The sequence below is a fragment of the Auritidibacter sp. NML130574 genome (assembly GCF_003185725.2).
Classification (GTDB): domain Bacteria; phylum Actinomycetota; class Actinomycetes; order Actinomycetales; family Micrococcaceae; genus Auritidibacter; species Auritidibacter ignavus.
Map to the genome: position 1 here is coordinate 472,850 of NZ_CP031746.1, position 22,302 is coordinate 495,151.

The 22,302-nt window shown below is 59.9% G+C and carries 21 protein-coding genes and 1 tRNA gene; 16 read left to right on the forward strand and 6 right to left on the reverse strand.

Going from position 1 to position 22,302, the window contains the following annotated elements:
• The 9 genes from lepB (DCC27_RS02170) to DCC27_RS02210 all read left to right on the forward strand — a co-directional run bounded on the left by lepB (DCC27_RS02170) (position 1) and on the right by DCC27_RS02210 (position 7,713).
• The gene (lepB, locus tag DCC27_RS02170; protein ID WP_117328625.1) at positions 1 to 663 is read left to right on the forward strand and encodes a signal peptidase I; all 663 of its coding nucleotides are present in this window, start codon (positions 1 to 3) and stop codon (positions 661 to 663) included.
• A gap of 12 nt (positions 664 to 675) precedes the next feature.
• The gene (gene lepB, locus DCC27_RS02175) at positions 676 to 1,422 is read left to right on the forward strand and encodes a signal peptidase I (RefSeq protein WP_110100355.1); all 747 of its coding nucleotides are present in this window, start codon (positions 676 to 678) and stop codon (positions 1,420 to 1,422) included.
• Entirely contained in the window at positions 1,422 to 2,144 is a 723-nt protein-coding gene (locus DCC27_RS02180) for a ribonuclease HII (protein ID WP_110110040.1), read from the forward strand. Before lepB (DCC27_RS02175) ends, DCC27_RS02180 begins: the two co-directional genes overlap by 1 nt.
• Positions 2,145 to 2,164: 20 nt before the next feature.
• Positions 2,165 to 2,599 (forward strand): DUF2469 family protein, encoded by a 435-nt coding sequence (locus tag DCC27_RS02185; RefSeq protein WP_320410248.1) that lies wholly within the window; start codon positions 2,165 to 2,167, stop codon positions 2,597 to 2,599.
• Positions 2,600 to 2,741: 142 nt separating this feature from the next.
• Positions 2,742 to 3,149, forward strand: a complete 408-nt coding sequence (locus tag DCC27_RS02190; RefSeq protein WP_158524699.1) for a YraN family protein — start codon at positions 2,742 to 2,744, stop codon at positions 3,147 to 3,149.
• A complete protein-coding gene (locus DCC27_RS02195) occupies positions 3,146 to 4,783 on the forward strand; it encodes a YifB family Mg chelatase-like AAA ATPase (protein ID WP_233487819.1) in 1,638 nt (545 codons plus the stop codon). The genes DCC27_RS02190 and DCC27_RS02195 overlap by 4 nt, the downstream gene beginning before the upstream one ends.
• Positions 4,773 to 6,032, forward strand: coding sequence for a DNA-processing protein DprA (dprA, locus tag DCC27_RS02200; protein ID WP_110100358.1), 1,260 nt, complete (start codon positions 4,773 to 4,775; stop codon positions 6,030 to 6,032). The genes DCC27_RS02195 and dprA overlap by 11 nt, the downstream gene beginning before the upstream one ends.
• Before the next feature lie 26 nt (positions 6,033 to 6,058).
• Entirely contained in the window at positions 6,059 to 7,066 is a 1,008-nt protein-coding gene (locus DCC27_RS02205; protein WP_110100359.1) for a tyrosine recombinase XerC, read from the forward strand.
• A gap of 143 nt (positions 7,067 to 7,209) precedes the next feature.
• Complete coding sequence (locus tag DCC27_RS02210) at positions 7,210 to 7,713, forward strand: DUF3145 domain-containing protein (RefSeq protein WP_110110041.1); 504 nt, start codon at positions 7,210 to 7,212, stop codon at positions 7,711 to 7,713.
• An 87-nt stretch (positions 7,714 to 7,800) separates the two neighbouring features.
• On the opposite strand, the gene fabF is transcribed toward DCC27_RS02210, so the two are convergent.
• The 6 genes from fabF to aceE all read right to left on the reverse strand — a co-directional run bounded on the left by fabF (position 7,801) and on the right by aceE (position 15,912).
• Positions 7,801 to 9,042, reverse strand: coding sequence for a beta-ketoacyl-ACP synthase II (fabF, locus tag DCC27_RS02215; RefSeq protein WP_110100361.1), 1,242 nt, complete (start codon positions 9,040 to 9,042; stop codon positions 7,801 to 7,803).
• Between the two features lie 227 nt (positions 9,043 to 9,269).
• Positions 9,270 to 9,515 (reverse strand): acyl carrier protein, encoded by a 246-nt coding sequence (locus tag DCC27_RS02220; RefSeq protein ID WP_110099494.1) that lies wholly within the window; start codon positions 9,513 to 9,515, stop codon positions 9,270 to 9,272.
• 85 nt (positions 9,516 to 9,600) lie between these two features.
• Positions 9,601 to 10,656, reverse strand: a complete 1,056-nt coding sequence (locus tag DCC27_RS02225; RefSeq protein ID WP_110100414.1) for a beta-ketoacyl-ACP synthase III — start codon at positions 10,654 to 10,656, stop codon at positions 9,601 to 9,603.
• Positions 10,657 to 10,660: 4 nt separating this feature from the next.
• Positions 10,661 to 11,599 (reverse strand): ACP S-malonyltransferase, encoded by a 939-nt coding sequence (locus DCC27_RS02230; RefSeq protein ID WP_110099495.1) that lies wholly within the window; start codon positions 11,597 to 11,599, stop codon positions 10,661 to 10,663.
• Between the two features lie 125 nt (positions 11,600 to 11,724).
• Positions 11,725 to 12,957 (reverse strand): CdaR family transcriptional regulator, encoded by a 1,233-nt coding sequence (locus DCC27_RS02235; RefSeq protein ID WP_110100362.1) that lies wholly within the window; start codon positions 12,955 to 12,957, stop codon positions 11,725 to 11,727.
• 204 nt (positions 12,958 to 13,161) lie between these two features.
• Positions 13,162 to 15,912: a pyruvate dehydrogenase (acetyl-transferring), homodimeric type gene (gene aceE, locus DCC27_RS02240; RefSeq protein WP_110100363.1), complete on the reverse strand. Its 2,751-nt coding sequence runs from the start codon at positions 15,910 to 15,912 to the stop codon at positions 13,162 to 13,164.
• Between the two features lie 367 nt (positions 15,913 to 16,279).
• Here aceE and DCC27_RS02245 point away from each other — a divergent pair, with 367 nt between their 5' ends.
• From DCC27_RS02245 to DCC27_RS02275, 7 genes are all read left to right on the forward strand, one after another.
• The gene (locus DCC27_RS02245; protein ID WP_110099498.1) at positions 16,280 to 16,693 is read left to right on the forward strand and encodes a DUF3052 domain-containing protein; all 414 of its coding nucleotides are present in this window, start codon (positions 16,280 to 16,282) and stop codon (positions 16,691 to 16,693) included.
• Positions 16,694 to 16,788: 95 nt separating this feature from the next.
• Positions 16,789 to 17,205: a redoxin domain-containing protein gene (locus DCC27_RS02250; protein ID WP_233487821.1), complete on the forward strand. Its 417-nt coding sequence runs from the start codon at positions 16,789 to 16,791 to the stop codon at positions 17,203 to 17,205.
• Positions 17,206 to 17,225: 20 nt separating this feature from the next.
• Positions 17,226 to 17,298 (forward strand) — tRNA-Val (locus DCC27_RS02255).
• Between the two features lie 238 nt (positions 17,299 to 17,536).
• Entirely contained in the window at positions 17,537 to 18,433 is an 897-nt protein-coding gene (locus DCC27_RS02260) for a MarR family winged helix-turn-helix transcriptional regulator (RefSeq protein WP_166769827.1), read from the forward strand.
• Between the two features lie 96 nt (positions 18,434 to 18,529).
• Entirely contained in the window at positions 18,530 to 19,447 is a 918-nt protein-coding gene (gene ppk2, locus DCC27_RS02265) for a polyphosphate kinase 2 (RefSeq protein ID WP_183145565.1), read from the forward strand.
• Between the two features lie 124 nt (positions 19,448 to 19,571).
• Positions 19,572 to 21,086 (forward strand): NADP-dependent phosphogluconate dehydrogenase, encoded by a 1,515-nt coding sequence (gene gndA / locus DCC27_RS02270; RefSeq protein ID WP_110100365.1) that lies wholly within the window; start codon positions 19,572 to 19,574, stop codon positions 21,084 to 21,086.
• Entirely contained in the window at positions 21,076 to 22,299 is a 1,224-nt protein-coding gene (locus DCC27_RS02275; protein ID WP_110100366.1) for an MFS transporter, read from the forward strand. Before gndA ends, DCC27_RS02275 begins: the two co-directional genes overlap by 11 nt.
• Positions 22,300 to 22,302 lie beyond the last annotated feature (3 nt).

A 22,302-nucleotide genomic window follows, 5' to 3' on the forward strand; every position in this document is an offset into this window, starting at 1 on the left:
GTGACACAGCAGAACCAGCAACGGACCGTGAGCCCTCGTGATGGCTCGCGGTCCGTTGCTGTGTCGGGGGGAGCCAAAGCCCTGATGTGGGGGCTGATTTTCGTGCTGGTGGTGGTGCTGGCGATCGTGTTCACCTTGCGCTGGTGGTTTAGCGACTCGTACGTGATTCCTTCTGAGTCCATGGAACCCGGACTGCAAGTCGGAGAGCGTATTTGGATCGACCCGGACTACTACGAGCACCATCCGGTAGAGCGCGGAGATGTGGTGGTCATCGATGCTCAAGGCTCATTTACCCCCTATCAACCGGAACAACCGTTCCAGGACGTGCTCGAAAGCGTGGGAGCATGGATCGGCATCGCCCCGAGTCGTGACAACGTGGTCAAAAGAGTGATTGGCATCAGCGGAGACCGGGTCACCTGCTGCACCGCGAACGGTCGCATCGAAATCAACGGCCAAGAGCTCCACGAAGAGCACTATCTTGCTGAGCCTGACCGGCCTGCCTCAAGCACAGCGTTTGACGTCACGGTACCCGAAGACAGAGTCTTTCTCCTGGGGGACAACCGGGAATCCTCCCTCGATTCTCGGGATTTGCTGGGTGCCCCCGGTGGTGGCATGGTGCACAATGAACGCGTGCTAGGACCTGTTCGAACTTCCAGAGAGTAGAGTAAATCCACGATGAGCAAATTAGACAAGGACGTTGATCTGAACGAGCAGTCCGATGATGTTGCATACCAGGGTGATGACCGCCAAGACGCACCGAGTCTGGGACGTCGTATCTGGGTCAATGTGCGAGAAATCCTCATTATTGTCGTCGCTGCTCTCGTCCTGTCTTTTATCATCAAAACCTTCTTCTTCCGGGCCTTCGTGATTCCCTCCGGATCAATGGAGAACACTCTGCAAGTCAATGACCGGATCTTCGTCAACCTCATGGTTCCCGGGGTGGCCGACCTGAAACGCGGTGATATCGTCGTGTTCGAAGATACGCAGGGCTGGCTCCCGCCGGTTGACGACGACAGCAACGTCTTTGAGACTGTGTTCGAAGGCGTTGGTCTCCTCCCAAATTCCTCAGAACAGCACCTGGTGAAACGTATCATCGGCATGCCTGGCGATCACGTCACCGTCGATGAACAAACCCGCAAGATTCAAGTCAACGGGGAGATCATTGACGAGCCCTACGTGTATCCGGGTGCCTCGGGATCCGACCAAGACTTCGACGTCACCGTGCCTGAAGGCAAGCTCTGGGTGATGGGCGATCACCGCAATGCCTCGGGAGACTCCCGAGCCCACCAGGAAGGGCCCAACGACGGATTCGTTAACGTCGATGATGTGGTCGGACGTGCTGAGGTCATTGCCTGGCCCATTGACCGGTGGGGCCCGGCCGGGTCGAATGACGAACCTTTCAACGACGTGCCTGAACCCTAATGGTTGCCGACGCTAGCTTCGCGACAGAACGTCAGCTCGCCGCCGACGAAAGTACCCACCGGCCCGACCACTATCCCAAAGACACCATCCTGGTGGCCGGCATGGACGAAGTCGGACGCGGTGCGCTGGCTGGGCCAGTAACGGTGGGAATCAGTGCTGTTTCCCCATTCACCACGCTCCTCATCCCGGGGTTGCGGGATTCCAAGATGCTGTCTGCCCGACGTCGAGAAACTCTCTCAGACACGATTCACACATCGTGGATGGTGGGCATCGGCCACGCCGAGCCGGCAGAAATTGACCGGTGGGGGATCAACGCCGCGCTGGCGGTCGCCGGGTACCGGGCCTGGTATGACCTGGTGAGGCGACATCACCGGGTGCCCGATGTGCTAATCCTGGATGGAAAATTCAACTGGCTGTTAAGCCTGCCGGTCGAGGTCGCTGAGGAACAGCGGCATCTCCCGGATGAGCTTCGAGTACATCTACAGGTCAAGGCCGACCGGGACTGTGCGAGTGTGGCTGCCGCATCCATTGTGGCCAAGGTCTGTCGCGACCGACTGATGACCGAGGCTGATGCGTTCTACCCCGACTACGGCTGGTCTCATAACAAAGGATATGGCTCGGCACAGCATCGCCAAGCACTGCGCGACCAGGGCATCTCTCCGTATCATCGGCGGAGCTGGCATCTGATTCCGGCAGCACATCGTCAAGACACACTGCTGTAGGATTGGAGAAGTTGCGCAGAATGTATTCGGCCGTCGAGCGTGATCGCAGCCTCGCCGGTGTCGTATCCGCTACGCCTCGCCCCGGGGTAGCCAGGATTACCTATGATGGAGATATGCACGACTCCGAGGACGATCTTGAAGAATACCATGCCACCCAGGAGCTCAACCTCTACAGAGAGTACCGAGACGTTCTGCACCTGTTTACACACATCGTTGAAACCGAACGGCGGTTCTATTTAACGAACCACGTGGAGCTCACCACGGTGGAGGACAAGGGGCAAACTTACTTCGAGGTCTACATTGAGGATGGGTGGGTCTGGGATGTGTTCCGTCCCAACAGGTTTATTCATAACGCTCGCGTGGTCTCGTTCAAAGACGTCAATATCGAAGAGTTGCCAGATCAGGATCTCGACGTGAGTACGCAGGTCGGACTGGGTCCCGAATCGTGTGCTTAGTCTCGTGGTGTGTTCCTGGTGGTCTTCTGGGGGCGTCGTTGTTGTCCACAGGTGGTGGGTCGTGTTGTGATTGTCCACAGAAATTCACCAGGTACTGAGCTGATTCTGCGGGGATTTCACACTGGTTGTGGAGGTGCAATCAGTGAGAAACTCTCAAACATCGCAGACACAACGCAACCCAAAACGTCACCGCGATCGCCGGTCCTTTGGTACACACGGTGAAGAATTAGCAACACAGCTTCTGGTAAAACGTGGTTACACCATCCTGGAAAGGCAGTGGCGGTCACGTGAGGGTGAAATCGATATTATCGCCGTGGCTGGTGGCGACCTGGTGGCCGTGGAAGTCAAAACCCGTGGTGGGATCGGTTTCGGTTCCGCCGAGCAGGCGCTCACTGCGTACCAACTTCGTCGCATTCAGCGAGCTCTGCTGAGTTACCGGGCCCAACATCCTCAGCTTCAGTACACTCCGGTACGGGTTGATCTGCTTGCCATCACTGTGGGCACGCAACGTCAGCACGAGGCGCGGTTGTTCCAGGACGTGATGCTATGAACTCCGAATATGACAACAACCCTGCGCCGGCTACTGCGGACGCGGTCCTGGACTCCATGGTGTTGAATGTGACTGAACCAGCACGCATCGGGCGTACCTACGCGATGGCGCTCAGTGGCCTGCACGGGGAACTGGTTACTGTTGAAGCAGATATCGGGGGAGCGCTGCCCGGATTTACTCTGGTGGGCCTACCCGATCAGTCACTGAACGAAGCGAAAGATCGTATTCGTGCAGCAGCACGAAATTCGGGAATGCCGATCACCCGACGGCATCTGACGGTGAACCTCACTCCCGCTGGACTACACAAGAGCGGACCACTGTTCGATTTGGCCATCGTTATGGCAGCCTATGGCGCCGAGTATCGGGTCAACGATGAAACCGGGCCGGTGTTTCTGGCTGCTTTAGGTCTCGATGGAACCTTGCAGCACGTTCCAGGACTGCTGGCAGCGGTACTCGCTGCACAAAAGGCCGGGTTTGACACAGTTGTCGTGGCCGAGGCCTCGAAGAAAGAGGCCGAACTAGTGTCCGGGGTGACCGTGTTGTCGTATCGTCATCTCAGCGCGGTTTTGGAGGATTTCGGTGCCGCTGTCCGAAGTGAGAATTTTGATGTGTTCACCGCATCGGCCCCGGACGCAACAATGCAGGAACCTGATCGGCAGGATGAGCTGGACTTCGCAGAAGTTGCCGGGCAACACCACGCACGCTGGGCACTGGAAGTCGCCGCTGCTGGCGGGCACCATCTGCTGTTTCAAGGACCTCCGGGATCAGGCAAAACCATGCTCGCCCAACGCTTACCGACGATCCTGCCACACCTGGACGAAAAGGTCTCACTGGAAACGACCGCGATTCACTCGCTGGCCTCCTCACAGGCCAAGGTGATCGCTAGCATCACGACACCACCTTTTCAGGCCCCGCACCACACTGCTTCACTAGCGTCCGTGATTGGGGGCGGAACCCGGCAGGCCCAACCAGGCGCTATCTCGTTAGCTCACGGCGGGGTGCTATTTCTCGACGAAGCACCTGAATTTGACCGACGCGTCCTCGAAGCTTTGCGTGAGCCACTGGAAAACCGTCACATCGAATTATCCCGACTCCGTCATAACGTCATCTATCCCGCCTCATTCCAGTTGCTTCTGGCAGCCAACCCGTGTCCGTGTGGGTGGGGATATGCCGGATCACGCCAATGCTCCTGCACATCCGCTGTCAGACGACGGTACAACGCGCGACTGTCGGGACCTCTTTTGGACCGCATTGACATCCTCGTCGGGTTGCACCCGGTGACATCCCGCGACCTAAACCGTCGCGGGATGCAGCCGGAGTCATCCGCCACGATTCGCCAACGGGTTTTGGCAGCCCGCGCTCGCCAAGCCGAGCGACTAAAAGGCACGGGCATCTGCGTCAATGCTGAGATGAACCAACGCTTACTCCATCACCCATCGCTGAGCGTTAGCCCCTCGGCTCGGGCGATACTCGACAGGAGCCTGGACCGCGGTGAGATCACCGCACGTGGGTATTCACGTATCCTCAAAGTCGCCTGGACCTTGGCCGACCTAGCAGAACAAACCCATCCCGGAGTTGACGAAATCGACATGGCCTTCCATCTTAAACTGTGGGGGAGCGAACATGACCGGTAGCCAGGGCATCTTCAGCGAGGAAGAGCTCGAGCAGATCGCCTTCGCTCGGGCTGGACTGACCCAAATCATTGAGCCAGCAGATGCACTCGCCACACAGATCATCACTGTGGTCGGTCCCCTGCGTGCAGCGGAATTCGTGCAAGGGTCCGCCCCGACTCACCAGGAATGGGCGCATCTGGTGGAAGGCTTCGACGACCTCGGGCTGAGAGGAAAGAGCACGAGAAAGCTTCGCGAGATCCTGTCTCGCTGGAAAGACAAACGGGATAATTATCGTCCGGCAGCCATATTGCCAGACTTTCGGCGCAACGGGGGTGGTTTCCTCATTCCGGAGGACCACCGCTGGCCGGTCGCGCTCAACCGTCTGGATCACACCACCCCGGTGGCGCTGTGGACACGAGGACCGGGGCAGATCCCTTCTCACTCACACTCGGTCGCCGTTGTCGGCAGTAGAGAAATCTCCCCGTACGGACGGAGGGTAACCGAGGAGTTCGTGAGCCTGCTGCGGCACAAACAGCGCACTATTATCTCCGGAGGCGCCTACGGTGTGGACGCCCTAGCGCATCGAACAGCCTTGGCAACAGACAGTGGCCAGAAGGCTCCCATCTCGACCATGGCCGTCATGGCCGGAGGATTAGATCAGTATTATCCATCTGGAAACCAAGAGTTACTGGCCGATATCGCGCGCACCGGAGTGCTGATCAGCGAGCTCCCACCCGGTGCCAGACCCAACCGGTACCGATTCTTGAATCGAAATCGACTGATCGCTGCGCTGAGCTCCCTGGTGTTGATACCGGAATCCCGCTGGAGATCCGGAGCCCAAAACACCGCTCACCATGCGCTGGAGATGGGTATTTCTGTGGCGGTCGTGCCTGGATCTATTCATTCGGCAGCCTCGGCAGGTTGCCACCGGCTATTATCCGAAACTCCAGCCACGATCGTCTTTGATCACCACTCGCTCACTGAGATGCTGGACGATATCGGGCCGGTCACACCAGTCGTACCAGCAGATCAGGAATCTCATTGCCGGTACAGTGACGTTTTAGATCAGCAGCTGTCTTACGAACAACTCATCCTTTATGACGCGCTACCACTGCGACGCTATGCCGCAATGGACGAAATCTGTGCAGCCAGCGGACTCAGTGCCCGCGAAGTTGCCCGGAACCTTCCGAAACTGTCTCGCGCCGGCTTAGTTCATGAACGGCACAGGCAATATCAAGCGCAACGGGTGGCCATGTCCTCGTCACAGTGAGCTCGCCAACGTGGCAGAGTAGAGGCATGAGCGGTTCCGGGCAGTCCACACTCCACATCACCGACGAACAGTGGATCGAGGAGTTCTGTGACTATCTACACTTTGAACTCAATCGGTCGCCAAATACCGTCACGGCTTACCGCAGTGATTTATACGCTTTAGCGCAGTATTGTGCGACCCAGCGGGCAAAACAGACCACGACACCGCAGTCCGCCGTGTTACCGGATATGGAACTCTCAGACCTGCGAGAGTGGTTAGCTCACCTGCACCGGCAGCATCATTCTCGAGCGAGTATCGCGCGCAAAACAGCATCAGTCCGCCGGTTCTTCGGTTGGGCCAAACGGCAGGGCCTCATTGAGCACGACCCAGCGCTACGTCTACGGGCCCCCAAGAAGCAACAACATTTGCCTGCGGCTCTCACCCAAACTCAAACCAGCCAACTGTTGGACCAGATGGGAGCACCCGCTCCAAACGAAACGGGAGAACACTCAGCAGCATCCCACGCCTGCACCCCCACCCAACAGGCTGTTGAATTGCGAGATATCGCCATGATGGAACTACTGTACGCGACCGGAATGCGCGTGGCCGAACTCGCGGACCTGAACATTGCCGATCTCGACACCGCTCAGAACACCGTGCGGGTCACTGGGAAAGGGCGCAAACAACGCGTCGTTCCACTGACCCAGTCTGCGCTAGACGCAACTGCCCGCTGGCGTGAACAGGGCCGACCCCACCTCGTGAAAGCCTCGACACCGGTCGAGGCCCTTTTTCTGGGCGCTCGCGGTGGTCGTATCGGTGTCCGTCAGGTTCGAGAGATGGTCGATCGTCATTTACGAGCCCTTGGATCGACTTCGGCGTCAGGGCCACACGTTTTGCGACACTCCGTGGCCACACACCTGCTCGATGGTGGTGCAGACCTTCGTTCCGTTCAAGAATTGCTGGGACATTCATCATTACAGACGACTCAGCTCTATACACATATCTCCATCGAACGGCTACGCGATGGATATCGTCAAGCTCACCCTCGGGCCTAAATAATCGTGGCGAACGCCGAGCTGGAGTCCTTCCAGCCAATAGTGCATAATGGAAGAGGAATGTCATTTAACGTGGCATAACAACCTCAGAAGATATTTTCCGGTCGTAGGGGAAGACGTACCAGAAAATATGGAGGGTGGTTATGTCTTTACCAATGGCTAATGGCGTGTTGTACGTCCATTCCGCACCAGCAGCGCTCTGCCCGCATATCGAGTGGGCGGTCGGCGCCGTTCTTGGTGCCCAAGAAAAAATGGATTGGGTGCCACAACCGGCCGCGCGGGGAACCTACCGCACCGAAATCAACTGGCGTGCGGAGCAGGGTAGTGGCGCAAAGCTTGCCTCATCACTGCGCGGGTGGGCTCATTTGCGTTATGAAATTACTGAAGAAGCTTCAGAAGGTTCCGACGGGTCCCGGTGGTCTCACACGCCCGAACTGGGCATTTTCCACGCCACCACCGATGTGACGGGCAACATCATGGTGTCCGAAGACCGAATCCGTTTTGCCTACGAGCAGGCAGCAGGAGAACCATCCGCGGTCTATCACGAGCTCAGCCTGGCTCTCGGGGAGGCGTGGGACGAAGAACTCGAGCCATTCCGTCAAGCAACCGACGGGGCCAATGTCCGCTGGTTGCACGAAGTCGGCTAAGTCAGCCTTCTACCCTCCTCCATACAGTTCAGCCCGGGTCCGTCACGGACCCGGGCTGAACTGTTCGTCGGTCTTTGTCGTGGGGCCTTAGATGCTACGGAAGGCCACCACAGCATTGTGGCCACCGAATCCGAAGGAGTTCGAAATGGCCAGGCGCTGGCCTTCAGGAAGGGTCGTTTCGTCCGTGACCACATGGAACGGGATGTCCGGGTCCTGGTTTTCCAAATTGATAGTGACCGGTAGCTGACGATCGGCCAAAGCTTTCACGGTCAACACCGATTCGATGGCACCTGAAGCACCCAACAGGTGACCGGTCTGAGACTTGGTGGCCGAGACGGGAATTTCGCAGATGCGGTCACCGAATACCGAGGCTAAGGCCAAGTACTCGGGCTTGTCGCCAACAGGCGTTGAGGTGGCGTGGGCGTTGATGTGAATAACGTCATGCGGTGAAGCCTGAGCGGACTCCAGAGCCTCCCAGACCGCGCGGGAGGCTCCCAGACCTTCGGGCTCGGGCGCGGTGATGTGGTGCGAATCGGAGGTCACACCGGTACCGGCCAGCTCGGCATAGACGCGTGCCCCACGAGAGGTAGCGTGGTCTTCGGACTCGATTACCAAAGTGCCGGCTCCCTCACCCAGGACAAAGCCGTCACGGTCAACGTCGTACGGGCGAGAAGCAATCTGGGGGTTGTCATTGCGCTTGGATAGCGCCTGCATGGCAGCGAAGCCGGCCACCGGCAACGGGTGGATCGCGGCTTCAGAACCACCGCAGACCACCACATCGGCTGCCCCAGAACGGATCAGGTGCAGAGCCTGGTCGAGCGCTTCGGTGCCGGAAGCGCACGCAGACACGGTGGTGCGAGCTCCAGCTTCTGCGTTGAGCTCCAGCGAGATCATGGCCGCGGCGGCGTTGGGCATCAACATTGGCACAGTCATCGGCATCACCCGACGTGGCCCACGCTCCCGCAAGGCGTCCCAGCTCGACAGCAGTGTCCAGACCCCGCCAATTCCGGTACCGTAGGCAACCGCCAGTCGTTGCGGATCTAGCTCAACATCAGTCAACCCGGCGTCAGCCCAGGCCTCGCGGGTAGCAACCATGGCGTACTGCGTGGTGGGATCCATGCGCTTGAGCTCGACACGGGAGAGCTTGTCTGCGGGATCATCGGACAGGGTGCAGGCGAAGTGCACCGGGAGATTATATTCTTCGACCCAATCTTCTTCGATGGTGCGGGCGCCTGAGGTTCCGGCCAGAGCGTTGGCCCAGAACGTCGGAACGTCGCCACCAATAGGCGTGGTGGCACCGAGACCGGTGATCACAGCTTTGCGAGTCATGCTTTCAGCCTTTTATCTTCTGCAGGGCCGAAGACCACTGCCTTCGGCCACTAAATCGGTCGGTGTAGGTGTGTGGGCGGCCACAAGGGGCACCTATGCGACAGCCTCCGGGTGCGGCCCTAAGACGTGCCATGTCGTGAAACAGACGTGACAGGGGCATGTCTTAGGACCGCTCCAGAATGCTCATGGGTGCGATCAGCGACCGCGAGAGTGTGTCCTGGTGAGTCTTAGCTCTGAGCTTGAACGATGTAGTCGACGGCATCCTGGACGGTCTTGAGGTTCTTGACTTCCTCGTCTGGGATCTTCACGTCGAACTTCTCTTCAGCGTTGACCACGATGGTCATCATCGAGATGGAGTCGATGTCCAGGTCATCGGTGAAGGACTTGTCCAGCTGGATCTCTTCAGTCTCCAAGCCGGTCTCCTCGTTGACGATCTCAGCCAGTCCAGCCAGAACTTCTTCCTTGTTAGCCATGAGCAATACTCCTTTTCACAACGTTGGCGTGTTTGTCAGCGGTGGTCTGTCGTCAGATGGGAAGACAACCCGACGGCTCAAAGCCTTAGGGCAGTCGAACCACCTGGGCGCCGTAGACCAAACCGGCGCCAAAACCTATCTGTAGGGCCAAGCCTCCGGACAGCTCGGGCTGTTCTGTTAGCAACCGGTGCATGGCCAGCGGGATCGAGGCTGCCGAGGTGTTGCCCGCATCGGCAATGTCTCGGGCGATAGCCACGGTATCGGGCAGATCTAGTTGTTTAGCGAACTCGTCAATGATACGCATATTGGCTTGATGGGGGATGAACGCCGCCAAGTCATCAACGGTCACCCCAGCTGCGGTCAAGGCATCGTGAGCAGCATCGGACATCGACCACACAGCCCACCGGAAGACCGAGGGGCCGTTCTGGCGCAGTGTCGGCCAGAGCTTATCGTCTCGATCAACGATCTCGGAGGCATCAGCGTGCTTCTGGGCCTTTTCCAGGGCGTCGCGAACATCCAGCATCGAGTGGGTCATGTGAATGGTGTCCCATCGGGAACCATCAGCACCCCACACAGACCGACCGATGCCCGGTTCCTCGCTCGGACCCACGATCACAGCGCCGGCCCCGTCGCCGAGAATAAAGGAGATCGACCGGTCGGTCTCATCGATAATGTCAGAGAGTTTTTCGGCACCAATGACCATCACATGGTCGGCTGCTCCGGACCGGATCAGGGCATCTGCCTGGGCCACACCGTAGCAGTAGCCAGCACAGGCGGCTGAAATGTCGTAGGCCGGAGCCGGGTTGGCGCCGATGTTGTCGGCGACCTTGGCTGCCGCTGAGGGGGTCGCGAAGGGGAAAGTCACTGTGGAGATGATGACCGCATCGATTTGGTCACCGGTCATTCCGGCCGATGTCAAGGCGTCTTCGGCTGCGGCGGTGGCCATATCAACCACGGAGGTCTCAGCATCAGCGCGGTGGCGGGTGATGATCCCGGTGCGTTGCCGAATCCATTCGTCCGAGGAGTCGATAGGCTCAACGATATCGTCGTTGGGGACCACCAAAGTGGGACGGTAGGCGCCGACTGAGAGAATCCGGCTACCTGCTCGAAGAGCCGATTGCTTCAGGGTCACTGTACTCATCTGATCATCCTTCAACTGCAGCACCGAGGTGCTCGGCGATAAATTCTTGGGCGGGTTCGAGGTCCTCGGGTGTCTTAATAGCCAGAGTCTTGACGCCCTTCAGCCCGCGCTTGGCGAGGCCGGTGAGGGTACCGGCGGGCAACAGCTCGATCAGTCCGGTGACGCCGGCATTTCGCAAGCTCTCCTGGCACAGATCCCACCGCACCGGGCGGATCAGCTGGGACACCAGTCGGTCCAGTACCTCTGTGCCATCCGTGACTTCTTGGCCATCGCGGTTGGACAACAGGCGCACGGTGGGATCGGCGGGAGACAAGGTGTCGGCGAAGTCATGCAATCCGGCCACGGCTGGTTTCATGTAATCGGTGTGGAACGCTCCGGCGACCTTCAGCGGGATGACCCGGGTTTTATCGAGCGGGTCATCGGCCAGGGCCTGGAGATTTGCTTCGGCACCGGCGGCCACGATCTGGCCACCACCGTTGACATTGGCCGGGGTGAGGTCGTGGGCGCGGATATGGGCGCTGACCTCCTCCGGGTCACCGCCAATCACCGCGGCCATGCCGGTCGGGGTCGTCGCAGCAGCTGTAGCCATACCAGCGGCGCGGACCTTGATGAAATTCAGGGCGTCGGATTCGGTCAGCACCCCGGCCAGGGCACTGGCGGTCACTTCACCCACGGAGTGTCCGGCGGTGATCCAGCCGGAGGGATCCAGACAGCTGAGGTTCAGGGCGCGTGCGGTAATCAGTCCGGCAGCAACAATCAGGGGTTGGGCCACGGCGGTGTCTTTGATGGTCTGTTCATCTGAGACCGTTCCGTGGGCGAGCAGATCAATGCCGGTTGCCTCAGAGTAGGTGCCCAGACGTTCGCGGGTATCCCCCAGTTCCAGCCAGTCTGTCAGGAATCCTGGGGTTTGAGAACCTTGTCCGGGGCACACAATTGCAAGCATAGATTCAACTCTCCCAAACTCGACGACGATTCACAGGCGAGACACAGCACGAAGCTCACACCACACTATTGTAGGAAACCTACAAACCACGGTCGAGGTATCAATGTCGGCCGAGTGCGCGGTGATCAGTATTCACGCGATGTATTCGCCTCCATGAGTCTACCGGTTGCCAGCGCAATTTGTAGGACATATGCATCTCGAGGGTTCAGGGGATCTTTGCCAGTTAGCTTCGCGATCCGACGTAAGCGGTACCGAACGGTATTGACGTGAATGAACATATCGCGGGCGGTGGCTTCCAAGGAGTGACCCAGCCGTAAATAGCTGTCCAATGTTGAGATCATGGCCGCGCCGGCAGTTTTCAGCGGCTGGTAGTAGAACCGCACGAGCAGTCGTTGGGCTCTGGCGTCACGGTTCAACACGCGTTCTGCTAACAGCTCAGAGGCCGCAATCGGGCGCTGGGCCCCCGGGTAGGCCGGAGCCGCGTGGAATCCGGCGATCGCTTCGTGGGCGGCGTGGTGGACCTCGCGGAGTGAATCAACCGGGGAGGAGTAAATCACGGGACCGTCTCCAAAGAAGGGCGTGAACCGTTCGATGAGGTCGTGACGTCCTTCTGCCGAGCCCAGCACGAGGAGCATTTGCTCGGAGAAAACACCCACCAAGGCCTCCACGCGGGCCCGGGTGGCGGTTTGGCGTAGCTGCGGTAGGACCGCCGGTTGGTTTTCCGACGGGGTATTACCGGCGATTACCAGGATGCCACTGGTGGCCCGCCAGCCCAGGGCGGCAGCTCGTGATTGGATTTCTTCGGGGTTCTCACCGCGCAGCACCGAGTCGAGTAGTAGTGCTTCCAGACGGGTGTCCCAGGCTCCGCGCTTCTCGGCAGCCCTGGCGTAGACGTCAGCCAAGGCGAAGGCGATCTCTCGGGAGTAACGCAAGACCGCTTCTCGGATGGTGCTCCGGTCGGATTCGGCGACCGCGGTGGGCAGGTGAGTTTCCACCGTGTCCAGGATGGATCGCAAGAGCTGGGAGGCTCGTCGCAAATTCACGGTACGAGACAGTTCCACCGGTGCATTGGCGAACACCGATGCGAGCACCCGGTTCATCTGATTAGCCGGGCGGGGCTGGTCGGTGGCGAACCAGTCGATGAAGGCCTGCAAGCCTTGTTGGGCGATAGCTCCCAACGAGGCACGTTGTTCGGCTTCCAACTCGCGATACCAGCTCAAATCGGTTTCCAGCTGCCGCAAGATGCTGGTTTTCAACACGCCGACCTGGCTGGAGAGCTCTTTGAGGGCTTCCTCCGACAGCGTCGGTGGTCGTCTCGCAGACGATTGGTGGTCGGTCTCGTTGGTGTTCTCACGCATGAGTTTGAGTTAGGTGATGTGGTGTCTGTGCTATGTCTGTGCGGTTGCTGATCGGGACGGGTGCCGGAACCGAATAAATCGGTGCCAACGGCGGATCTGCGTCTTCCCAGACGGGCGTGCCCCGGTCTGCGCACGACAGCTCGGTGGCCACCACGGCAGTTCCGGGGCACAACGCCGGGGAAGTTCGCGCAGGGCAGGGGCTTGTTAGGCGTCTCCTCCGGCGGTACCGGTGGTGCCGGCAGCGACATCATCAATCCGGTACTGGGCGAAAGCCTGGGCGGTCGTGCCCTCGGGCACCTCGCCAGTGGCTTCGAGTTCCTTCAGAGCGCGCACCACGGTTGAATGAGCGTCAATCGTGAAGTACCGACGTGCCGCGGCCCGAGTGTCGGCAAAGCCGAAGCCATCAGCGCCCAACACGGCGAACCGGTTGGGGATGTAGGGGCGTAGCTGGTCGGGCAACAGGGTGACGTAGTCGGTGGTGGCCACGATCGGACCGTCGACGTCCTGGAGCACCTGGGTGATATATGGCACCTGGTCCTGCTCATCGGGATGCATAAAGTTGTAGTGCTCGGTGGCCACGGCCTCGCGACGTAGCTCCGTCCAGGACGGCACCGACCACACATCTGCGGAGACCCCCCAGTCATCAGCCAGCAACTCGGCGGCTTCAATGACCCAGGGCAGGGAGACACCCGAGCCGAAGAGGTTGACCTTCGGGCCACCGTGCTCCGACACCGAGTAACGGTAGATACCCTTCAGCAACGACTCGACGTCGAGGTCTTCGGGCTCTTCGGGGTGCACGATCGGCTCGTTATAGACGGTCAGATAGAAGAGCACGTCACGGTCCAGCGGATCCCCGTCGTGGTCGCCGTACATCACATCCAAACCGTGGCGGACAATGTGGGCGATTTCGTAGGAGAACGCCGGATCGTAGTGGCGGACCGCCGGGTTCGTGGCAGCCAGGATCGGGGAATGGCCGTCCATGTGCTGAGTGCCTTCACCGGTCAGGGTAGTCCGACCGGCGGTAGCCCCAATCATGAAACCACGGGCCAGTTGGTCGGTGGCCGCCCACACCAGATCCCCGGTGCGCTGGAATCCGAACATCGAGTAGAAGATGTAGATCGGAATCATGATCTCGCCGTGGGTGGCATACGAGGTACCCAAGGCGGTCATCGCCCCGGTGGCACCGGCTTCGTTAATACCCACGTGCAACAGCTGGCCCTGGCTTGATTCCTTATAGGACAGAAACAGGTCGCGGTCTACGGCCATATAGTTCTGCCCGCGCGGGTTGTAGATCTTGGCGGTGGGGAAGAAGGAGTCCATCCCGAAGGTGCGGGCCTCATCGGGGATGATCGGAACGATGCGCTGACCGATATTCTTATCGCGCATGATATCCCGAAGCAGACGCACGAAAGCCATCGTGGTCGCCACTTCTTGCTTGCCGGAGCCCTTCCGCGCGTGCTTGTACAGCTTCTCATCGGGCATCGCCAGCTGATCGTAGTTCTCTCGACGCTGTGGCAAGAAACCACCCAGTGCCTCACGGCGCTCCATCATGTATTTGATTTCCGGAGCGTCCGGTCCTGGGTGATAGTAGGGCACGTGGTACGGATCGGCCTCGATCTGCTCATCGGAGATCGGGATCCGGTGACGGTCGCGGAAGACCTTGATGTCCTCCACGGTCAATTTCTTCATCTGGTGGGTTGCGTTACGACCTTCGAAGTGGGTGCCCAGACCATAGCCCTTGATGGTGTGAGCCAAAATCACCGTGGGCTTGCCCTTGAACTTCAGCGCGGCATCATAGGCGGCGTAGACCTTCTTATAGTCGTGACCGCCACGCTTCAGGCCCCAGATCTCATCATCAGACATATCGGCAACCAGTTCCTTGGTGGTCGAAGACCGACCAAAGAAGTGTTCGCGCACAAAGGCGCCATCTTCGGCTTTATAGGTCTGGTAGTCGCCATCGGGGGTTTCATTCATGATGCGCACCAGTTCGCCGGTGTCGTCGGCTTCTAATAGCGGATCCCATTCACGACCCCACAACACCTTGATCACGTTCCAGCCGGCACCGTGGAAGTAGGCTTCCAGTTCCTGGACGATCTTGCCGTTACCGCGGACCGGGCCGTCGAGACGTTGCAGGTTGCAGTTGATCACAAACGTTAGGTTGTCCAGCTTGTCGTTGGCTGCAATATGCAAAGCACCGCGGGATTCAGGCTCATCCATTTCGCCATCGCCCAAGAACGCCCACACGTGCTGCTCCGAGGTGTCTTTAATACCCCGGTTGTGCAAGTAGCGGTTAACCTGGGCCTGCTGGATTGCATTCAGTGGGCCGATCCCCATCGACACGGTGGGGAACTGCCAGAAGTCCGACATCATCCGCGGGTGAGGGTAGGAGGGTAGCCCGTGGTCGCCCTTTGATTTCTCCTGGCGGAACCCATCTAGATCCTCTTCGGTCAGCCGGCCCTCGAGAAAGGCTCGAGCGTAGTTTCCCGGGGAGGAGTGGCCCTGGAAGAAGACCTGGTCGCCACCACCGGGGTGATCGGGTCCGCGAAAGAAGTGGTTCAAGCCCACTTCGTACAGGGTGGCCTGGCCAGCGTAGGATGAAATGTGGCCACCGACCTCGATGCCTTCACGCTGAGCGTGCTGGACAATCATGGCAGCGTTCCACCGCAAATAGTTACGGTACCGGCGTTCCAGTTCTTCATCGCCGGGATAATCCGGTTCCTGGTCCGCCGGGATGGTGTTGACGTAGTCGGTGGTGGTCACCATGGGAATAGACACCGACTTGGAGCTAGCCCGCTGCAAAAGATTGCGCATGATGTACTCAGCGCGTTCGGTGCCCCGTTCCTCGAGCATTCCGTCAAAAGATTCGATCCAGTCCTGTGTCTCTTGGGGATCCTTATCCGGAACGTTGTCGGTCAATCGATTGCGGATGTGGGAACTTTCTTCAGCTGCGCTCACGTCGTGAACCTCTCTTCATCGGTGGTATCGCCACCACATTGGGTTGCGTCATCACGGTGACCAGATCGCAGACCGGTGGGTGTGCGAGCTGGTGCTGATACTTTCGAGAATACCGCGTGCAGCGGAGTTCAGACACGCTCAGGACGCGATCGTTACCTGTCTCACGGTCGCCATCGAGCCGGTCAAAACGGTGTACGAACGGGTAACGACAGCATGTCGAGGCAGTAACGTTGGGCCCAACCGTAGCGACCGAGCGTGGCATTGTTGCTAACGTCACCGGCGTCGATATGCTAGAGATACTGACTAACGCCGGAACCGGGCCGATTCGGTTCCGGCTGTTACCCTCACACATCACAAGGAGCGTGTCGTGAACCAATCGGCCGGCCTCGTTGAGGCCCTGGGCCTGTCCGTGGGCGATATTGTTCAAGAACTGGGATGGGATGACGATATCGACTTCCAGTTTCGCAACGGTTTGGAAGACGAACTCGGCGAGCCACTGTTGGCCGAAGATGACCGCGAACCGGTCGAGGCCGTTTTGCTGTGGTGGCGATCCGATGAAGGCGACGCTCAAGATCTCGCCGATGCTCTCGTCGATGCCCAAACCAATCTGGCCGAAAACGGCGCCATTTGGTTGTTGGTGCCCAAACCGGCACAAGAACTCCATGTGCCGCCGTCTGATATTGAAGAGGCCTGCCGCTCGACCGCATTACGTCGCACCTCCCAGGCGGGAGTGTCTGACAGCTGGTCAGCCACTCGGCTGGAAGTCGCCTCACCGCTGTGAGCTCGCCCGGTGCCCTGTCGGCACGAGACCAGTACGGCCAGAGGTGGTCCTCTCCGTTCCTGGCACCCGAGAGAACCGAGTGTTCGTTGGCGGGGGTGTGGCTGTATTTTCTTCCCGGCGCGTTTACGCCGGTGTGCTCCCGCGAGTTGACCGCCCTTCCCACACTGGTCACCCAGCTGAGCGAAACCAGGGTGGGACTGCGTGTGGTGGCGGTGGATTCTGTGGCCGTGCTCCGGGTGCTAGCCGACCAGCTCTGGGGCGCGGATGATCCCGCCACGGGGTCGGCGGGTCCCATACCGTTACTATCTGACTTCTGGCCACACGGCGCGATTGCCGAGAGCTTCCAGGCGTTTGATCCCGCTACCGGTAAGCCATTGCGACACAGTGTGCTACTGGATCGCGCTGGTGTCGAACGAGCCCGCGTGACCGGTAGCGCGCTCCAGCCCCGGGAACACACCGAGCACCTGCGGTTGGCTCAAGAGCAATTTGGCGAAACTCCACCGCTGGGTTAGGATAGTCTGCGTTATTCTTCGGGTCTTTAGCTCAGCTGGTAGAGCAACTGGTTTACACCCAGTAGGTCATCGGTTCGATCCCGGTAGGACCCACTCTGTGCTGAATGTGTTAGCCAACCGTCCAGATCGCCACGGTGCGAGGGTGGTTGAGAACTCCGGGCGATGAACCACGTGGTCCAGGTGGTTTTATCGCCTTTTTTGTGTTCTACGTCGTCCATGATCTGAATTACTTGCGGGTATATAATGAATTGTTCCGACATAACGGGAAGTTGTCAGACCGAGACGTGAGATGCCGCGTACTCAGGGAGCGTGCTCAAGGGGGCCGGTGGCCATGGGAAAACTCAACGCTGTACAAAAGTACTTCGGCTACCAGATGCGACGATTGGATGGCCGGTATCTCAGGATCTGGAACGAGGTGATTGACCTCGATCTCACGCCCGTGCAGTTCTCCGTGTTGCTATCGGTGCAACGGCTCTGCGAACTCGACGATCAGCCCGTCGACCAGCACGCTGCTCTGGAGGCAACCGGCGTGGAGCGAGCCCAATCCTCGGAACTGTTTCGTCGCCTGGAAGACACCGGTTGGGTCACCCGGCACCCCGATCCCCACGATGGGCGACGACGGACGATCTCGTTGACCGGCCCAGCCAAGATTGCCACGGAACAACTGAAGACCTCGGTCCAGGTGGTCCAACACCGGCTGTTGGATCCGTTGAATCCCGAAGACGCCACGTGGGTGATCGACCAGTGGCGCATCATTGGACGACTGACCGAGGATGACCTGTCCTGGTCCTACCCCGGAGATATGGTGCGACGGGTCTTAGACCGCCACGCAACCCTGTGGTCTCGTAGCGTGGAGTGGAACCACTACAAACCCGAGGAAATGTGCGTGCTGGTGACGGCCGGTTTGCATCCGGGCATTTCCCAAACTGAGTTGGCACGCCACGTGGGGTTGGACCGATCCACCACCTCGGCAATTGTCACCCGGCTGGTGAAAAATAAGCACGTGGTGCGTCAAGTGGCTGAGCACGATCACCGAGAGCGTGCTGCGGTGATCACTGAGCAAGGTAACGAATTCGCCACGCAGCTATGTGACCGGATCACCAAGACCGGCCGGCGGATGACCCGTGCGTTGAGCAAGCGCGACCGAGAACGGCTCCGCGATTTGCAGTGGCGTGTGGTGGAAACCGAAAACCGAGAACTGTTCACCGCGGATTCACGTGACCGTTAGTCGGAGCTTGACCGAGCGGTTATATTGACGGTGGTGGTGGGTTCGACGCCGAGTGCACCACAGCAATCTTGACCCGTACCAGAGGAGACAACGACCATGCTGGAAATGTTGGAACCGGATTCCCCGCGCCAGAATCTACGTGAATTTATTGACGCCATGCGCGAGGGCGGGTACACGGTCTCGGACGGTCACACCCCCGACCCCGATCTGATTGATCCTTTGGGTAAGGCCGTCGACACCTGGCGCGAAAACTACCCGTATGAGGAACGCCTGACTCGTGAAGAATACGAGCTCGAGAAGTACCGGCTCCAGATCGAATTGCTGAAACTGCAGTACTGGACCCAGGACACCGGGCAACGCCACATTATCGTTTTTGAAGGTCGCGACGCTGCGGGTAAGGGTGGCACGATCAAGCGCTTCACTGAGCACCTCAACCCTCGTGCTGCTCGAGTGGTGGCGCTGAATAAGCCCACCGAAGTTGAATCGGGCCAGTGGTACTTCCAGCGCTACATCAACCACTTTCCCACCGCCGGGGAGATGGTGTTATTTGACCGCTCCTGGTACAACCGCGCCGGTGTGGAGCGCGTGATGGGCTTCTCCACCGACGAGCAATACAAGACCTTCATGAACCAGGTGCCACTGTTCGAGAAAATGCTGGTGGAAGACGGCATCCACCTGACCAAGTTTTGGTTCTCGGTCACGCAGACCGAACAGCGCACGCGGTTTGCGATCCGTCAGCTGGACCCGGTGCGTCGCTGGAAGCTGTCGCCGATGGACTTGGAAGCTTTGGACCGGTGGGAAGACTACACCGAAGCCAAAGAAAAGATGTTCATGCACACCGACACCGACCACGCCCCGTGGATTACCGTCAAATCCAATGACAAAAAACGCGCCCGTCTGAACGCAATGCGCTACTACCTTTCCCAGTTTGACTACGACGACAAAGACTACGATGTCGTCGGTGAACCCGATCCGCTGATCGTTCAGCGTGGCCGGGATGCCGTGGGAGACTAATCGTCGACCAGAATCCTCGCTGCGGCTCCCGCTTCCAGGACGGGACACCACCCGGGCGCTAGACTAAACGGGGACGGTCCCCGCCCCGACCGACGCTTTCGCCTGCCAGGAAAGGATCCTTTCGATGAGTGCGGAACCCACCGAGACAGCCACCGAGTCCTCCCCAGAGCCACGCGCCGATATTGCGGTCACCGGTCTGGCAGTGATGGGTGCCAACCTTGCCCGCAACTTCGCTCGCCACGGCTATGTGGTCGCTGTCCACAACCGATCCGCCGAACGCACCGAGTCGTTGCTCGCCGAGCACGGTGACGAGGGCGAATTTGTGGGGACCGAAACCCTGGCCGAGCTGGTCGCTGAGCTGAAGCGCCCCCGTCGGGTGCTGGTCATGGTCGCTGCCGGTGCGGTGGATGCCGTGATCGCAGAGCTAGCTGAACTCCTGGAGCCCGGGGATGTGGTGATCGACGGTGGCAACTCCCACTACCCGGACACCATCCGTCGCGAACAGGCCCTGGCTGAGCGGGGCCTGCACTTCGTGGGAGTCGGCGTTTCCGGTGGGGAAGACGGCGCACTGAACGGCCCGGCCATCATGCCCGGTGGCCCCCCGGCCTCCTACCAGAGCCTGGGCCCGATGCTCGAAGACATTGCCGCTGACTTCCAGGGCGACCCGTGCTGTGCCTGGATCGGCCCCAATGGGGCCGGCCACTACGTGAAGATGGTGCACAACGGGATCGAATACGCCGATATGCAGGTCATCGGTGAGGCCTATGATTTGATGCGCCAGGTCGCCGGCATCTCACCGGCAGAACAGGCCGAGATTTTCGCCACGTGGAACACCACCCAACTGGAGTCCTACCTGATCGATATCACCGCCCAGGTTCTGGGCCACATCGATGCCACCACTGGCAAGCCCCTGGTGGATGTCATCGTTGACAGTGCGGGACAAAAAGGCACCGGTCGCTGGACCGCGATCTCTGGGCTGGACATTGGCTCCGGAGTCGCCGCGATCGCTGAGTCCGTCTTCGCCCGTACCGTCTCGTCACAGCGTCAGGTACGAGCCCAAGCCCAGCAGCTTCTCTCGGCCGGGGCTGAACCGGTGACCATTGACGACCGGGAGGCTTTCATCGACGATGTGGCCCAGGCACTATATGCCTCCAAGCTGGTGTCTTATGCCCAAGGCATCGACATGCTCACCACCGCGGCAGCCACCTACGACTGGCCATTGGATATTGGCACCATCGCCTCGCTGTGGCGGAATGGTTGCATCATTCGCGCCCGGTTGCTCGACGAGATCATGCAAGCCTATGGCGGACGCGATGTGACCCGGCACCCCGATCCGCAGAATTCCGGAGCCGGGGACTACCCGGCAAACCTGTTGTTCGCCCCGAAGTTCACCGAAGCGATCACCGCAACTCTTCCGGCCTGGCGTCGTGTGGTCGCCACCGGTGTGGCGGCGGGTGTGCCGGTCCCGGTGTTCTCCTCGGCCCTGGCCTGGTACGACCAGATGCGCGCCGAGCGACTGCCAGCGGCACTGACTCAGGGCTTGCGCGACTACTTTGGCGCCCACACCTATCAGCGCGTCGACCGCCACGGGTCCTTCCATACCCTGTGGTCCCAGGACCGTTGCGAGATTGAGCAGTAGCCACACACCGCCTGCACCTTACCGGCGCGCACGGGCCGCCACCGCCGTGTTGTTTCTGACCAACGGGGCCCTGTTCGCCAACCTGTTGCCACGCTACCCGGAGATCAAAGACTCGCTAGGACTCAGCGACGGGGTCTTCGGTATTGCCGTCGCCGCGTTTCCCGCCGGAGCGATCCTGTTCGGACTCCTGGCCGCCCGGCTCGTGCGGGCTTTCGGGTCCGGGCTGATTGCCGCGGTCTTTACCGCACTGGTGGCTGTTGGTCTGCTCGGAGCGAGCTTGGCCCCCAGCCTCTGGGTGCTCATGCTGTGTCTGCTGATTGCCGGTGGCGCTGATGCGGTGGCCGATGTTTCCCAAAATGAGCACGCCTTGCGTGTCCAAGCCGGATACCACCGGTCCATCATCAATTCCTTGCACGCGGTCTGGTCGCTGGGTGGGGTGCTGGGTGGGGTCATGGCAGCCGGGGCAGTGGGGCTCACCCTCCCGCTACCGGTACACCTGAGCCTCTCCGGGGCGATGTTCACGCTGGCGGCTGTTGGGGCCTGGTGGTGGATGCTCCCACGCCAACACACCGGCACTGCACCCGGGCAGGTATCCATCGAGAGTCACCCGACACCGGGGAAACGTTGCCGCCTGCCGATCCGCTGGTCGAGCCTTGGATTCCTGCTGGTGCTGGTCTTGATCGGCAACACCGGGACCATGGTTGAAGACGTCGGGAACTCCTGGGCGGCCCTGTATCTCTCCGAGGAACGTGGCACCAGCCCCATCGTGGCAACTATGGGGTTCACCACGCTGATCACCGGCCAACTGATGGGCCGGTTGGTCGCCGACCCGCTGATTAACCGCTTCGGGCTACGCCCCATCCTCAGCCTGGGTGGTGCATTGATCGGGCTCGGGCTCGGTGTCGCGTTGCTGTTCCCATCGGTCTGGGGCACCATCCTGGGAGTCGGCATCGCCGGATACGGCTCCGCGGCTCTGGTCCCCGGCGCCTACGATCAAGCCCACCGTATCCCGGGCTTACCCGAAGGAACCGGCGTCACCCTCGTGTCCTGGCTGATGCGGATTGGCTTTCTCATCACCCCACCGGTGGTCGGTGCACTCGCCGAGGTCAGCGAGCTACGCTGGGCGCTGCTGGTGGTTCCCGCTGCCGGAGTGCTCACGATGTGGTTAGCCCGGTGGATCCCGGACACGCAGACGGCTGGGGCCCGAGCCTAGGGC

What these genes read in the sequence shown, in the direction of transcription:
- lepB (WP_110100355.1), top strand. Translation starts at nt 676, where the DNA reads ATGAGCAAATTAGACAAGGACGTTGATCTGAACGAGCAGTCCGATGAT.
- DCC27_RS02180 (WP_110110040.1), top strand. Translation starts at nt 1,422, where the DNA reads ATGGTTGCCGACGCTAGCTTCGCGACAGAACGTCAGCTCGCCGCCGAC.
- DCC27_RS02185 (WP_320410248.1), top strand. Translation starts at nt 2,165, where the DNA reads ATGTATTCGGCCGTCGAGCGTGATCGCAGCCTCGCCGGTGTCGTATCC.
- DCC27_RS02195 (WP_233487819.1), top strand. Translation starts at nt 3,146, where the DNA reads ATGAACTCCGAATATGACAACAACCCTGCGCCGGCTACTGCGGACGCG.
- dprA (WP_110100358.1), top strand. Translation starts at nt 4,773, where the DNA reads ATGACCGGTAGCCAGGGCATCTTCAGCGAGGAAGAGCTCGAGCAGATC.
- DCC27_RS02205 (WP_110100359.1), top strand. Translation starts at nt 6,059, where the DNA reads ATGAGCGGTTCCGGGCAGTCCACACTCCACATCACCGACGAACAGTGG.
- DCC27_RS02210 (WP_110110041.1), top strand. Translation starts at nt 7,210, where the DNA reads ATGTCTTTACCAATGGCTAATGGCGTGTTGTACGTCCATTCCGCACCA.
- fabF (WP_110100361.1), bottom strand. Translation starts at nt 9,042, where the DNA reads ATGACTCGCAAAGCTGTGATCACCGGTCTCGGTGCCACCACGCCTATT.
- DCC27_RS02220 (WP_110099494.1), bottom strand. Translation starts at nt 9,515, where the DNA reads ATGGCTAACAAGGAAGAAGTTCTGGCTGGACTGGCTGAGATCGTCAAC.
- DCC27_RS02225 (WP_110100414.1), bottom strand. Translation starts at nt 10,656, where the DNA reads ATGAGTACAGTGACCCTGAAGCAATCGGCTCTTCGAGCAGGTAGCCGG.
- DCC27_RS02230 (WP_110099495.1), bottom strand. Translation starts at nt 11,599, where the DNA reads ATGCTTGCAATTGTGTGCCCCGGACAAGGTTCTCAAACCCCAGGATTC.
- DCC27_RS02235 (WP_110100362.1), bottom strand. Translation starts at nt 12,957, where the DNA reads ATGCGTGAGAACACCAACGAGACCGACCACCAATCGTCTGCGAGACGA.
- DCC27_RS02260 (WP_166769827.1), top strand. Translation starts at nt 17,537, where the DNA reads ATGGGAAAACTCAACGCTGTACAAAAGTACTTCGGCTACCAGATGCGA.
- ppk2 (WP_183145565.1), top strand. Translation starts at nt 18,530, where the DNA reads ATGCTGGAAATGTTGGAACCGGATTCCCCGCGCCAGAATCTACGTGAA.
- gndA (WP_110100365.1), top strand. Translation starts at nt 19,572, where the DNA reads ATGAGTGCGGAACCCACCGAGACAGCCACCGAGTCCTCCCCAGAGCCA.